Source organism: candidate division WOR-3 bacterium (assembly GCA_039804025.1).
Classification (GTDB): Bacteria; Hydrothermota; Hydrothermia; order Hydrothermales; family JAJRUZ01; genus JBCNVI01.
In genome coordinates this window covers 16,390-28,572 of record JBDRZP010000024.1, presented here as the reverse complement: position 1 = coordinate 28,572, position 12,183 = coordinate 16,390, and the positions used below count along the sequence as shown (strand labels likewise).

The window sequence follows — 12,183 nt, the reverse complement described above, 5'->3', positions numbered from 1 at the left end:
TTTTTCCTCTCTCTGTTAAATGCCTTTCAGGATCTTCTATTTCAGATTTTGCTTCACCATGCTGAACTAAAAAGAAAATATTTTCCATGTTAAATCAATGACTTTACAAAAGTCCGGCATTTTTTAATGCCTCTTCAACCTTAGGGTCTTTTTTTGCAAGCTCCTTTAATGCACGCTCAAGTCTTTCTTCTCGCTCTTCGAGCTCTTTATTTTTCCTTATAGCTGGTGCAAGGGCAGTTCGCCTGTCCCAGATAACAAAACCTATCAATATCCCCATACCTCCAAACAGTATCCCAAATCCCCAAAGCATGAAACTCTTCAAGTCATCTATTTGTTTCTGAAGAGAAGCCTTTGTGTCATCAATCCTTTTATTTATATCCTCTATTCTTTGATTAATCATCTTAAAGCCTTCCTCCACTTTAACCTCTAACTTGATGAGCCTGTCTCTGTCTTCTTGTGTAAAGGTAACCTCTTTCGCAAAAGAAGGACTAAAAGCTTTAAACAAAGTAAATAGAATTATTAAAACTATAGTTTTTTTCATACCTTTATTTTATCTCAAAAACTATAGGACTGTCAAAGTTAAAATTACAAGAAGTAACTACTACAAAAGTTCTTAATTTTTCTTTTTCCATAAATATACCGCAATTCTTTTTGACTCCAAAAGCATCTTTTGTTGCCTCACTAACTATTTTTCAAAAAATTTGATAATTTTAAATTTTAATTAAAAGTAAAATAACTATTGGACCTTTTAAAAGTTGAGAATCTAAAAAATACCTTTCCTCTCTTCTTTCTTCTATCGGTTTTTTATCTGTGATTTTTAAGAATAACTCGTTGTAATAATGAAATTTAAGAAATGAACTTGATATCCTTATTTTTAAATCTAAATTTTTAATTAAAAAAGGAACACTTACTCCACTTACAAAAACTGCATAAAAATGATGAATATAATGTTTTAAGTGATCATCCTGATTAGGATACTTTACCCAATAAAAGGTGTATGAATAACCGGGAATTAATAAAAAAACAAACTGACCATTTAAAGTTTTTAAAATTGAACCTTTTTCAAAACCAAATTTAAGATTAAAAGAAAATTCTTTCTCTAAATGATATTCCTTATATTCTCTCAAATATTCTTTATAATCTTCTTCTGAACTGCGAAAATCCCCTCCCAGACCATAAATAAAAGATTTTTTCTTAAACTCAATAAAATAATCATCAGGTATTATATTCCCTCTCAAGTTAAGACCCAGATAGAAAGATATCAGAATTGAAACAATCATAAAACAATTATAACCTTTTTCAATTCATTTTTTAATTCATTCTTTTTAATTCTTAAAAAGTATATTCCCTTCTTTAAATTTTTGAATGGAAATATAGAATCTTTTACTTTAATTTCTTTTATCTTTCTTCCGGAGATATTAAATATTTCAATTTTAAAATTTTCTTTTGTTTTCAATGAGTAAGAAGGAGTTAAAATTGTTGGCAGATTCAAAGATATTTTATTACAATTTTTTTCTGAAATTTTTAATTGTACGATTTATATACATATTAGAATAATAATTGTCCCTTATATAATTTTTCAAAAAATATTCAAGAGGAGGAGAATTATTAAGGCTTTTTTGTGGTTTTTGTGGATTATACCATAGAAGGTAATTCATCAAATAGTAGTTGAATTTATCAGGCTGAATAATCTCGTTTAAATTCCACTCAATTAAATGTTCGTAGAAAAGTCTATTAAATCTTTCTACAAAAGCATTACTCTGGGGATCTTTAAGTAATTCTTCAAATTCTCAATTTTTTCTTTTTCCTCTTTTCCCTTATTACCACTTTGCCGGTTTTTGCATAAAAAGAAATTTTTGCTTTTGGATTTATAATTTCATTTCTATCTTTAAGATATCTTATTATTTTTGCAATAGTAGAAGCGGAAATTGGCTTTATTCCTTTATTTTTGCAAAATTCACAGTCGCGGAATTTCCCATCTTATTTTCTTTATATATTCAACAACTTCAGGGTAAAGAGTCTTTTGTCTTCTTCTTATAGGTGCTCTTGATTTAGGAATAAGAGCAGAAACATCATAATTTTTATCTTTTAGCTTCTTTTTCCATAAGAAAACAGCTCTTTGCAATATTGAATGCTTCACGCGTTAACTTTTCTCCATATTTTTCATAAACTATTTAACCTTAATCTTTTTAGCCACTATTTCACCATATTTTCTCTCTATTTCCTCCAAATTATAACATGGCATTTTAAATTCTTTCGGTCTTATAAAATAATTTTAAAGTATTTCTCTATCTTTATTCAATAATTCTATCATCTTTTTAAAATTTTTCAAAAATTCTTTTTCTAAAGGTTTTCAGTCTTTAAAATGCTAAAAAAGTTATTCAGTATTTATAAATATCTTTTATGGCATCTTCAATTCTTTGAAACTTAAATTTGTAACCAACTTTTAAAAGATTAGAAGGAACAACTCTCTGACTCTGTAATATCAAATTCTCAGCCATTTCGCCCATCATAAATTTTAATATAAAATCAGGAATATAAAATAAAAGAGGTCTTTTTAAAACATTTGAAAAGGTTTTATAGAAATCTAAAGATTTTACAGGGTTAGGAGAAACTAAATTAAAAATACCTTTTAAATTTTTGTTATCAATAAAAAAAGAAAAAATCTCATAAACATCTTCAATATGAATCCAGGAAATCCACCTGTTTTTATCACCAATAATTGAACCAAGAAAAAATCTAAAGGGTAATTCTATTTTTTTAATAAAACCACCATTACCCAAAACAATACCAAGTCTTGCAATAACCCTCCTTACTCCCATCTCTTCTATTAACTCTGAAGCTCTTTCCCACTCTTCTACTACATATGAAAGAAAATTATTACCCTTTTCTCCCTTTTCATCTATTTCTTCATCACTTCCCTTATAATAACCTATAGCTGATGCTTGAATAAAAACTTCTGGTCTAACTTTAAAAATGCTTATAAAATCACATAATTTCTTTGTAAAATTTACCCTGCTTGTAAAAATTCTTTCTTTTTTAGATTCAGTCCACCTTAATGAAAAAATATTTTCACCCGCAAGATTTATTACAGCATCAAAACCATCAGTATCTATATTTCCAATTATATCTCTTCCATTCCATAAAAAAGCTTTAAATTTCGTTTTCTCAGGTTTTCTTGTAATAACAAAAATTTCATAACCCTTTTGAAAAAAATTTTCTGAAATATAACTTCCTAAAAACCCACTTGCACCTGTTATCAAAATTCTCATATTTAAACAAATATTAAAAGAAATCCTGCTAATAGAGATAAAAAGGAACCAATTAGAAAGGGAATTTTAAGTCCAAAAGTTTCCCAGAAAATTCCAAATATAAAAGAGGCAATTAAAAGTCCGATACCCTGAAGAAAATAAAAGAGCCCAAATCCTGTCCCTTTTTTATCTTCAGGCAAAAAATCAGATATTATTGCCCTTTCAATTCCCTCTGTGAATCCATAATAGATTCCATAAAACATAAATAAAAATAAAAAAGTTTTTAAATCCTTTGCAAAGGCAAAACCAAGATAAGATAAAGAATAAATAAGCCATCCTAAAAAAAGAATTCTCTTTTTTCCAAACCTATCAGCCAAAAAACCAGCAGGCATAGAACTTAAGGATTTAATCAAATTAAAAACACTCCATAATAAAGGTAAACTTGCAAGAATTAAACCTTCCTTTTTAGCCTTTAAAATTATAAATGTATCAGAAGAATTAGATATAGTAAAAATAAAAAAAACAAAAAGAAAAAAATAATATTTAAAAGGCAATTTAAAATAAAAGGAGAAACTTTCTTTTTTTAAAATCAAATTTTCTTTTTTTTCCTCTTTTACAAAAATGGAAATTGAAAGGACTGCCAATAAACCTGGAATTAAAGAAAAATAAAATATCTCCCTTATTGAAAAATGTGTAATAAGTAATAAAGCAAATAGTGGTCCTATAAATGCTCCCAAATGGTCCATTGCCCTCTGGAAGGAAAAAGCCTTTCCTGAATGCTCTTTTGAAACTGATAAGGCAATTAAAGCATCTCTTGGAGCACTCCTTATACCCTTACCAGTTCTATCAAAAAATCTAAGAAGGATAACATAAAAGATATTATTCGCAAAACCAAGAAGAGGTCTTGATATTGCAGCAATTAAATAACCTGATACTGTAACTTTTTTTCTTTCTTTAAGTTTATCTGAAAAATAACCTGAAATAAGCTTGAAAGTGCTGGAGGTAAATTCTGCAATACCCTCAACAATTCCAAGACCCTTTGCTCCCTGCTTTAAAGTTTCAGCTATAAAAACAGGTAATAAGGGATGAACTATTTCCGAAGCAATATCATTTAAAAGGGAAGTTAAACCGAGAAAAAATGTATTTCTATTTAACCATTTTTTCATAATTTAAAAATTTCATAAGAATTATAAAGGAAATTATCCCTGGAATAACAATAATTCCCCACATAATTAAAGGAGTTTTTATAAATAAATCAAGAATAATACCTCCATATACAGGTGCACTCGCCCATCCAAGCCCCTCAAAAAGTCCAAGAAATCCTATATATAAACTTTTCTTTTCTTCCTTAGCATAAATTGTCACAACTGTCGTTAAAAGTGGAAGAGTAAACATCTCACCGGAAGTGAAAATAAAAACAAATATAGCAAAATCAATAAAATTTCTTGCAAAGGAAAATAGAAAATATCCAAGAATATAAAGAAAAATTCCTGTAAGTAAAGCTCTTTTTATACCTAACTTCTCAGAAAATTTTGTAAATAAAATCTGTAAAAAAACAACTGAAAGCCCATTTATTGTGTATAAGTATCCTATATAAATATTTGATAATCCTCTTTCCTTTGCAAAAACAGATAAAGTTGAAATCATCTGACCTGCTAAGGTAAAAATTAAATAAGAAGAAAATAAATAAATTAAAAAAAATTTGTCCTCAAAGATATCTTTTATTTCTTTTAAAAATGGACTTTTATTCAAAACAGGTATCTTTGGACAAATAACACCAAATTGAATTAAAGGTATAACTAAAAGAGAAAATAAGGAAGATAAAGAAAATAAAAGCAAATATGATAAGGAAGATAAAAAACCTCCTACAGCAGGACCAAGAGCAAAACCTAAATTTGTTCCAATTCTTATAACTCCAAAAGCTCCCGGTCTATCTTTTGGAGGTAAATAAACACCAACATAAGAATCAGAACCAATTTGAAAAAAGGAAAAACCAAGAGAATTGAGAATAAAACCTATTAAAAATAATAAAGGATGGACTTTAAAAACTATAAAAATAGTAAAAAATAAAAAAGCAAAAAACCTTGATAAAAGACCCAAAATCATTATATTTTTGCAACCCAACCTATCTCCTAAAAAACCTGCGAAAATTCTTGAGAAAGCACCTAATAGAGAAGCTGTTCCAACAAGAAGACCTATAATTTTCATAGGAACTCCTCTCACTGAATAAAGATAAATGTTCAAAAAAGGGATCGAAATAGAGAAAGCAGCAGCAGAAAAACCCCTTGCTATTGAAATAAAAATTATTTCTTTTAATCTTGACATTTTATTTTTTTCAAGTTAAAATTCTATAAGGAGGGTTAAAAATGATTATCTTAATCATATTTAATATATTTTATAATGCAAGTATAGGTTATAAGGGATTAGCTTCTGATTTTTCAAACAACGGTAGAGAATTATGGGTTTCATTTCCAATTGAAAATAAAATCCTTAACTATGAAACAGAAATTGAAATAAACATAAAACAACCTAATGTGATACTTAATAAAAATGAATTTTTATACATTGTAAATAACTCGGATGATATAATTCATGTTTACAGAAATAAAATATTTTCCCATAATATAAAATTGCCTCAAGGAGATTATGTTTCAGGATTTATTTCAGGTAATTCACTTTTCCTATTAAGCAGGGAACCCTCAAGTATAATAAGAGTAAATGAAGATAAAGTTTTTACAGTTATACCTATTAGCTCCTATAAGCCGATAGATTTCAGGTTTTATAAAGATAAATTTTATATCCTGGACAGAAAAGGACCAGCACCTAATTTAAGAATAATGGTTTTTGACAAAGAAGGTAATTATCTTGCTACTTTAGTTGAAATACCCAAAAACTTAGGAGGCGGAATAGAAATAGCAGAAATAGATAGAAAAGACCTCCTGTTTGTTACTAATTCTCTTATGGGCAAAGTTTATATTTATTCCTTAACTCCCTTTGCAAAAATAGATTCCTTTGGAACTTATGGTGATTCCATTTATGAGTTCAAAGCACCCACTAAAATTAAATTTATAGATAATAAACTCTATATTTTAAATCAAAGGAATTCAAGAATAGATATCTTTACCTTTCAAAACATTTATACAACCGGAATATCAGAGAAAATTGGAGAACCCTTTGATAATATAAAAATTTTAAACAACAATCTTCATTTAAATCTAAAGATTCCAGATGGCAATTACACTATTCATGTATTCTCTTTAGATGGAAGAAAAGTTATGAAAATTGATAATATCAAAACTATAAATGGCTTACTTAAAAAAGAAATTCCCCTATCTTTAAAGAAAGGAATTTATTTTGTTATAATCAAAGAAAAAGAGGGTAAGTTTATAATTCAAAAGGGGGTTAACCTGAAATGAAAAAGAATATTTACATTTTTATTTTTCTTTTTCCAGCAATAATATTTGCCTTAGATTATCCTCATAATAACAATTCTCCAATAAAAGACTGGGATGTAACCTGTAGATCCTGTCATGACATACATAATGCAAGTTATCCTTACCTTGGAAAAGTTAACGGGAATTACAATATGTGTTATACTCTGTGTCACAACCCCACAGGAGACGCAAAGAATTTTGTAATTGAAGAAAGTAAAAAAGCAAATCCAGGATCAGGAGGTATTCACCACTCTTTTGATGTTCCTGGAGATAATGCAGGCTACGATGCAAGCACTTCCAATGCTCAATACAAAAATTATTATGTAAATATAGGTATTGATGCATATAAATTAACCTGCTCAACCTGCCATGAACAGCATAACCATAATGGAGGTGTTCCTTTCCTTGTAAACTCATCAGAAACAATGTGCAGGGATTGTCATTCTGCAAGAAATCAAAACATACCACCATATACATCCCACCCTGTAGGTGTAACAATACCCTCAAATCCCTATTACCATAACCCACAAAATTTACCTCTTGTAGATGGTAATCAAGTTGGATGTATGACATGTCATGATATTCATTATGCTTATTCTGATACAAGTGTTTATGGAACAAGCACTTCTGGAACAACTACATCATTAACAGATAACACAAAGAACTGGCCTACAAACAAATTTATAGGATGGATTATAAAAATTTATCCAAATGTTAATGATACAGGAAACTGGTATCAGATAAGAGTGATAACATCAAATACTTCAAATACAATTAACTGGTCAGAACCATTATATGGATCAGGAATTTCTTCTGGAAACAGATATGTAATTAAAAGGACAGGAACTGGTAACGGTTATCTTTTAAATCAGGCTATGCATAAATCTCCTATGAACAACCTTTGCACAAACTGTCATAGTTGTGCTTTGTGTCATGATCCATCGGATGTCGCCCAAATAGGATCCCATTTTACTAATATTAACACTCTCTGGCCAGGTGGTCAATATGGTTCTGATTATGCATATATTGACTTAAATGGAAATCTATTACCCCCAGCAAGAAAAAGTGAAGCAACAACAAATTCTCCTTTACCGAGTTATTTGAGAAACTCATGTTTTAACTGTCACTGGCCACATGGATGGAAAATTCCGAACACTTCACAAAAATATATAAAGCTCTTAGTTGATAAAGAGGAATTTTTATGTTTTACATGTCATGATTTTAACGGACCTTCTACAAAAAATATAAAGTCAAAATTTGATAATCCTATAAGATGGGTAACAGCAGCAGTTGGTCCCAATAATAATTTAAATCTAAATGATAGACATGATATTCAGGATGAAGCCCAATCAAGGTCAAAAGCAAAAATAGAATGCACAGATTGTCATGACCCGCACAGAGCAAATGGAACAATGCCACTAAAAAAAGACCCTGACCCAACTGATGGAAGAGTCCCTGGGACAGGACAGGTTTTACCAGGAGCAGATTTTCTTACAGAATGGTGTCTTGATTGCCATGATGGAAGTTTTCCACCTACCATAACACCACCCCAAACTCCTTTAGTTGATATAAGAAATGCCTATATAAATAATGATGTCCATGGAGCAAAAAATGGAAGCCCCACTCTTAAACCGGGTTATGGATGGGCAAGTAACCAGATTGTTCCCTGTGCGGCCTGTCATGAGAAAAAACATATGTCTAACAAACATGAACTTTTTCAGGTAAGAGACACAATTTTTTCGCGTGATGGAACAATACCAATTCCTGATGACGATGGACAATTAGGAAGTGGGTATGACATTCTGGATAACAATATAAGGAATACAGAAATTAATGGATACGATTTCTGTAATACCTGTCATAGAGGTTCAATGGGTAGTAATAGGTCAAACTGTTTTGCATCTGGATGCCATCATCATGGAGATAAATTTTAAAAATGATTTTATAAATTTTCTTAAAAAACTAAGAGAAAAATCAATAGATATAGGTGTAATGGCTCTTCCAGAAAATTCAGCTTATTTTTTATGTCTCATAACTTATATTTATAGAGAAAATAATTTAAAAATAGTTGAACTTGGTTCAGGATTATTATATTCTGCATTATGGATGCTTTATGGAATATTTATTTCTGGTAAAAAAGGTGAAATATACACTGTGGAAAAAAATGATGAAATTTATAAAGAAAGTCTAAGAATATTGGAAGAAGGTTCAGAAATTTTAAAAATTGATTTAAAAGAAATTATTAAACCTTTTAAAAAAGATGCCTCTCTTCTTAAAGGTGATGAATTTGGAAAAAATATTGATATTCTTTTTCTTGATATTGATAAAAAACTTTATCTTGAATCTCTAAATAAATTTTTTCCATATATAAAAAAAGAAGGTCTTATAATTGCCCACAATGTCATTTCTCATAAAGATGAACTAAAAAACTTTTTAGAAGAAATTTCTAATTTTAATAAATATTTTACAATAATTCTTGAAACAGACCCACAGGGTATCTCTGTATCAATTAAAAAATAATTTTAAAAGATTTTTGAAATTTCATCCTGAAAGGATATAATTTTTAATTTATTATTCTTTTTATCAATCATCCATTTCCCATATTTTGGATCTTTAAACTCTCCAATTAAACTGAAAATAATTTTTCTTGATTTAAGTAAATTTATTACACCATTAATACCTTCTCTTTTAACTGCAACAAGAAGAGCTCCTGATGATATCGTTTTTAAAGGGTCAATACCAAAGTATTTAAAAATACTTTCTGCATCCTTTATTACAGGTATTTTATCTTCATAAACAATAACACCAAGATTTAAAAATTCACAAAACTCATAAATTCCATTCAATATTCCGCCTTCCGTTGGGTCATGCAAAGCAAGAACATCCTGATTTTCTAAAAGCAAAAGGGCTTCTTCTATAATTCCGATCCCTGGTTTTTTGTGATAATTTTTAAATTTCTTCAGTAATTTTTCATCAATAATTTTTTTCAATTCTTCTTCTTTTTCTTTTACTATTATTGAAATTCCTTCAATTGGGACCTCCTTAACACATAAAAGATAATCACCTTTATTTACTTTTTTAGGAAATAAACCTTTATTTTTTTCTCTTAATCCTATCATTGTTCCGGAAATTATAATTCTTTTAAGCTCAGGTGTTATCTCAGTATGACCTCCAATTACTGAGATATTGTATTTTCTGCACACTTTTGTGACCTCTTTAAAAATTTTTAAAATTTTTTCATTACTTATCCCTTTTGGAAGAAGTAGAGTAAAAAGAAAATATTCAGGTTTTGCACCCATACATAAAACATCATTAATATTCACCATTACAGCATAATAACCTATATCTTTTTCAGTAAAAGTTATTGGATCCTGAGTGATCACAAGATAATAATCACCTATTTCAATTACTGAAGAATCAGCACCTGGACCTGGTTTTATTTTAATCTTATCTGAACTTAAAGGTAAAATTTTTAAATATTTTTCAAGTAAATTTAGGGGAAGTTTTCCTTCTTTTAATTCCATATATAAATTATATTTTTTTTAGCATAGAAGCAAACATGAAATCTGAATCCATTTCTATTCCATTACAGAAGAAATATTTATCTTTAATTAAAAAAAATGGGACCCGGGGTTCAATTATTTCAAAATTATATTTTTCAAGTGCCTTTTTTATCTGCTCTTCGTTTTCTTCTTTCAATATAGTACAGGTTATATAAAAAAGATAGCCGCCTTTTTTTAAAGCATTATAAGCATTATCAATTAACTTTTCCTGCAATTTTCTTAGTTCATTAATTTTCTCCAAATTCATTCTTAAAAGTATTTCTGGTTTTTTTCTGATTGTTCCAAGTCCTGAACAGGGAGCGTCAATTATTACAAGGTCAAATTCTTTTTTTGGAAAAAAAAGGGTAGCATCAGTATTTATAACATATCCATTTATCCTGTATTTTAAAAAATTTTCTTTCAGAATTTTTGCTCTTTTCTTTCTTAATTCACTTGCTAAAATTTTAACATCATTTTTTAAAATAAAACTTAAATATAAGCTTTTTCCACCAGGAGCAGAGGTCATATCCCATAAATAAATTCCCTTTTCAAAGTCCTTATAATGCATAACACTCTGGGAAGAAAAATCCTGAACATAATATAAGTTTTCATCTAAACCTACTTCCCAGGGATGATAAAAACTTTTATAGGCATAAGGAGGAAAACTGAGTTTTGATAGAAAAAATCCTTTCTCTTTATACTTCTCCTCTATTATTTTTCTTATCTCTTCTTCATTATTATTAAAACAAACCCTGAAATAATAGGGAGGGTCAGAATGAAACCATTTACAGAAATTTAAGGCAAAATTTTCCCCAAAATCTCTTTTCAATTTTTTATATAACCACTTTGGAATAGAAAAATTTATCCAGGGCTCTTTAGAATCAGGGGGACCTCTTCTTAATACATTTCTTAAAATTCCATTAACAAGTTTTGAAGCAGCAAAATTCTCTTTTTTTGCTATCTCTGTCCATGAATCACAAACTGCATAGGGCTTCCTTTTTAAAATAATAAGTTCTGTAAGGGATGCCCTTAAAATAGTTCTGACACTTGGCTCAAGTTTTTTAAATTTTCCACTATAAAAATTCTTAATAATATGGTCAATATAAATTAAATTCTTTAAAGTTTCAAAACATAACTTTTGAAGAAATTTTCTTTTTTTAGGTTCAAGATTCAAAGAATGGTATATTATTTGCGGTAAAAGAAAAGAGTCCTCTTCAAGAACTTTTTCAAGAATCTTAAAAGCAATAACTCTTTCTTCAGTTATACCCAAAAACCTCTTTAAATTTTTCAATAAAACCTGGAATTACATCTTCTACTTTTATATCTTTTTTCTTTTCCTTTGATATATCTGTCATTTCCACATCAAGACCACAGGGTTTGATCCACTTGAAGGGTGAAAGATCCATATTGATATTGAAAGCAAGACCATGAAAAGTAACACTATTCCTTACAGCAACACCTATTGATCCTATTTTTTTCCCGTTAACAAAAACACCTATATTTTTATCTTTTCTTTCACCTTTTATACCAAAATCCATCAGAACCTTTATCATAACTTCTTCAAGGTTATAAACAAATTTTCTTATACTTTTTAAAACATCATCCAATTTAATAATTGGATATGAAACAAGCTGACCCGGACCATGATAAGTTATATCACCTCCCCTTTCTATATGATAAAGAGGAATTCCTTTTACTTTTAAAAAATTTTCATCTACAAGTAAATTATTTAAATTACCTTTTGAACCTGTTGTATAAACTGGAAAATGTTCACAGATTATAAGTGTATCGGGTATAAAATCCTTTTTTCTTTTCTCTACAAGTTCCTTTTGAAAATCCCAGACTTCTTTATAATCTTTTTTCCCAAGTAATAAAATATTCAAATTTTTCATTTTAAAAATTTTAAATAAATCTTGATTTTTATTCAATTATTTCATTATAATTAAAATTTGGTTC

At 28.6% G+C, this 12,183-nt stretch carries 13 protein-coding genes; 3 read left to right on the top strand and 10 right to left on the bottom strand.

Features of this window, described 5'->3' with window-relative positions:
- Nucleotides 1–103 precede the first annotated feature (103 nt).
- The 7 genes from ABIN73_08455 to ABIN73_08425 all read right to left on the bottom strand — a co-directional run bounded on the left by ABIN73_08455 (nucleotide 104) and on the right by ABIN73_08425 (nucleotide 5,576).
- Entirely contained in the window at nucleotides 104–541 is a 438-nt protein-coding gene (locus tag ABIN73_08455) for a hypothetical protein (GenBank protein MEO0269753.1), read from the bottom strand.
- A 169-nt stretch (nucleotides 542–710) separates the two neighbouring features.
- Nucleotides 711–1,280 carry a hypothetical protein gene (locus ABIN73_08450; protein MEO0269752.1) on the bottom strand — a complete coding sequence of 190 codons (570 nt, stop codon included), beginning with the start codon at nucleotides 1,278–1,280 and terminating at the stop codon, nucleotides 711–713.
- Complete coding sequence (locus ABIN73_08445; GenBank protein ID MEO0269751.1) at nucleotides 1,277–1,492, bottom strand: T9SS type A sorting domain-containing protein; 216 nt, start codon at nucleotides 1,490–1,492, stop codon at nucleotides 1,277–1,279. The genes ABIN73_08450 and ABIN73_08445 overlap by 4 nt, the downstream gene beginning before the upstream one ends.
- 465 nt (nucleotides 1,493–1,957) lie before the next feature.
- Nucleotides 1,958–2,140, bottom strand: coding sequence for a hypothetical protein (locus ABIN73_08440; protein MEO0269750.1), 183 nt, complete (start codon nucleotides 2,138–2,140; stop codon nucleotides 1,958–1,960).
- Between the two features lie 241 nt (nucleotides 2,141–2,381).
- Complete coding sequence (locus ABIN73_08435) at nucleotides 2,382–3,272, bottom strand: TIGR01777 family oxidoreductase (GenBank protein ID MEO0269749.1); 891 nt, start codon at nucleotides 3,270–3,272, stop codon at nucleotides 2,382–2,384.
- A 2-nt stretch (nucleotides 3,273–3,274) separates the two neighbouring features.
- Nucleotides 3,275–4,417 carry an MFS transporter gene (locus ABIN73_08430; GenBank protein ID MEO0269748.1) on the bottom strand — a complete coding sequence of 381 codons (1,143 nt, stop codon included), beginning with the start codon at nucleotides 4,415–4,417 and terminating at the stop codon, nucleotides 3,275–3,277.
- Nucleotides 4,398–5,576, bottom strand: a complete 1,179-nt coding sequence (locus ABIN73_08425; protein MEO0269747.1) for an MFS transporter — start codon at nucleotides 5,574–5,576, stop codon at nucleotides 4,398–4,400. Before ABIN73_08425 ends, ABIN73_08430 begins: the two co-directional genes overlap by 20 nt.
- A 41-nt stretch (nucleotides 5,577–5,617) precedes the next feature.
- On the opposite strand from ABIN73_08425, the gene ABIN73_08420 reads away from it, so the two are divergent.
- The 3 genes from ABIN73_08420 to ABIN73_08410 are packed head-to-tail and all read left to right on the top strand — an operon-like array spanning nucleotide 5,618 to nucleotide 9,205.
- Complete coding sequence (locus tag ABIN73_08420) at nucleotides 5,618–6,667, top strand: T9SS type A sorting domain-containing protein (GenBank protein MEO0269746.1); 1,050 nt, start codon at nucleotides 5,618–5,620, stop codon at nucleotides 6,665–6,667.
- Entirely contained in the window at nucleotides 6,664–8,619 is a 1,956-nt protein-coding gene (locus ABIN73_08415) for a cytochrome c3 family protein (protein ID MEO0269745.1), read from the top strand. Before ABIN73_08420 ends, ABIN73_08415 begins: the two co-directional genes overlap by 4 nt.
- Complete coding sequence (locus ABIN73_08410; GenBank protein MEO0269744.1) at nucleotides 8,519–9,205, top strand: hypothetical protein; 687 nt, start codon at nucleotides 8,519–8,521, stop codon at nucleotides 9,203–9,205. The genes ABIN73_08415 and ABIN73_08410 overlap by 101 nt, the downstream gene beginning before the upstream one ends.
- A 2-nt stretch (nucleotides 9,206–9,207) precedes the next feature.
- On the opposite strand, the gene ABIN73_08405 is transcribed toward ABIN73_08410, so the two are convergent.
- From ABIN73_08405 to lipB, 3 genes are read right to left on the bottom strand one after another with little or no spacing between them, the layout of a single operon-like run.
- Nucleotides 9,208–10,209, bottom strand: coding sequence for an AIR synthase related protein (locus ABIN73_08405; GenBank protein MEO0269743.1), 1,002 nt, complete (start codon nucleotides 10,207–10,209; stop codon nucleotides 9,208–9,210).
- A 7-nt stretch (nucleotides 10,210–10,216) separates the two neighbouring features.
- The gene (locus ABIN73_08400; protein ID MEO0269742.1) at nucleotides 10,217–11,518 is read right to left on the bottom strand and encodes a transcription antitermination factor NusB; all 1,302 of its coding nucleotides are present in this window, start codon (nucleotides 11,516–11,518) and stop codon (nucleotides 10,217–10,219) included.
- Entirely contained in the window at nucleotides 11,484–12,119 is a 636-nt protein-coding gene (gene lipB, locus ABIN73_08395) for a lipoyl(octanoyl) transferase LipB (GenBank protein MEO0269741.1), read from the bottom strand. The genes ABIN73_08400 and lipB overlap by 35 nt, the downstream gene beginning before the upstream one ends.
- Nucleotides 12,120–12,183: the final 64 nt, after the last annotated feature.

Coding starts and splice junctions, on each gene's coding strand:
- ABIN73_08455 (MEO0269753.1), bottom strand. CDS start 541: ATGAAAAAAACTATAGTTTTAATAATTCTATTTACTTTGTTTAAAGCT.
- ABIN73_08450 (MEO0269752.1), bottom strand. CDS start 1,280: ATGATTGTTTCAATTCTGATATCTTTCTATCTGGGTCTTAACTTGAGA.
- ABIN73_08435 (MEO0269749.1), bottom strand. CDS start 3,272: ATGAGAATTTTGATAACAGGTGCAAGTGGGTTTTTAGGAAGTTATATT.
- ABIN73_08430 (MEO0269748.1), bottom strand. CDS start 4,417: ATGAAAAAATGGTTAAATAGAAATACATTTTTTCTCGGTTTAACTTCC.
- ABIN73_08425 (MEO0269747.1), bottom strand. CDS start 5,576: ATGTCAAGATTAAAAGAAATAATTTTTATTTCAATAGCAAGGGGTTTT.
- ABIN73_08420 (MEO0269746.1), top strand. CDS start 5,618: ATGATTATCTTAATCATATTTAATATATTTTATAATGCAAGTATAGGT.
- ABIN73_08415 (MEO0269745.1), top strand. CDS start 6,664: ATGAAAAAGAATATTTACATTTTTATTTTTCTTTTTCCAGCAATAATA.
- ABIN73_08410 (MEO0269744.1), top strand. CDS start 8,519: ATGGATACGATTTCTGTAATACCTGTCATAGAGGTTCAATGGGTAGTA.
- ABIN73_08405 (MEO0269743.1), bottom strand. CDS start 10,209: ATGGAATTAAAAGAAGGAAAACTTCCCCTAAATTTACTTGAAAAATAT.
- lipB (MEO0269741.1), bottom strand. CDS start 12,119: ATGAAAAATTTGAATATTTTATTACTTGGGAAAAAAGATTATAAAGAA.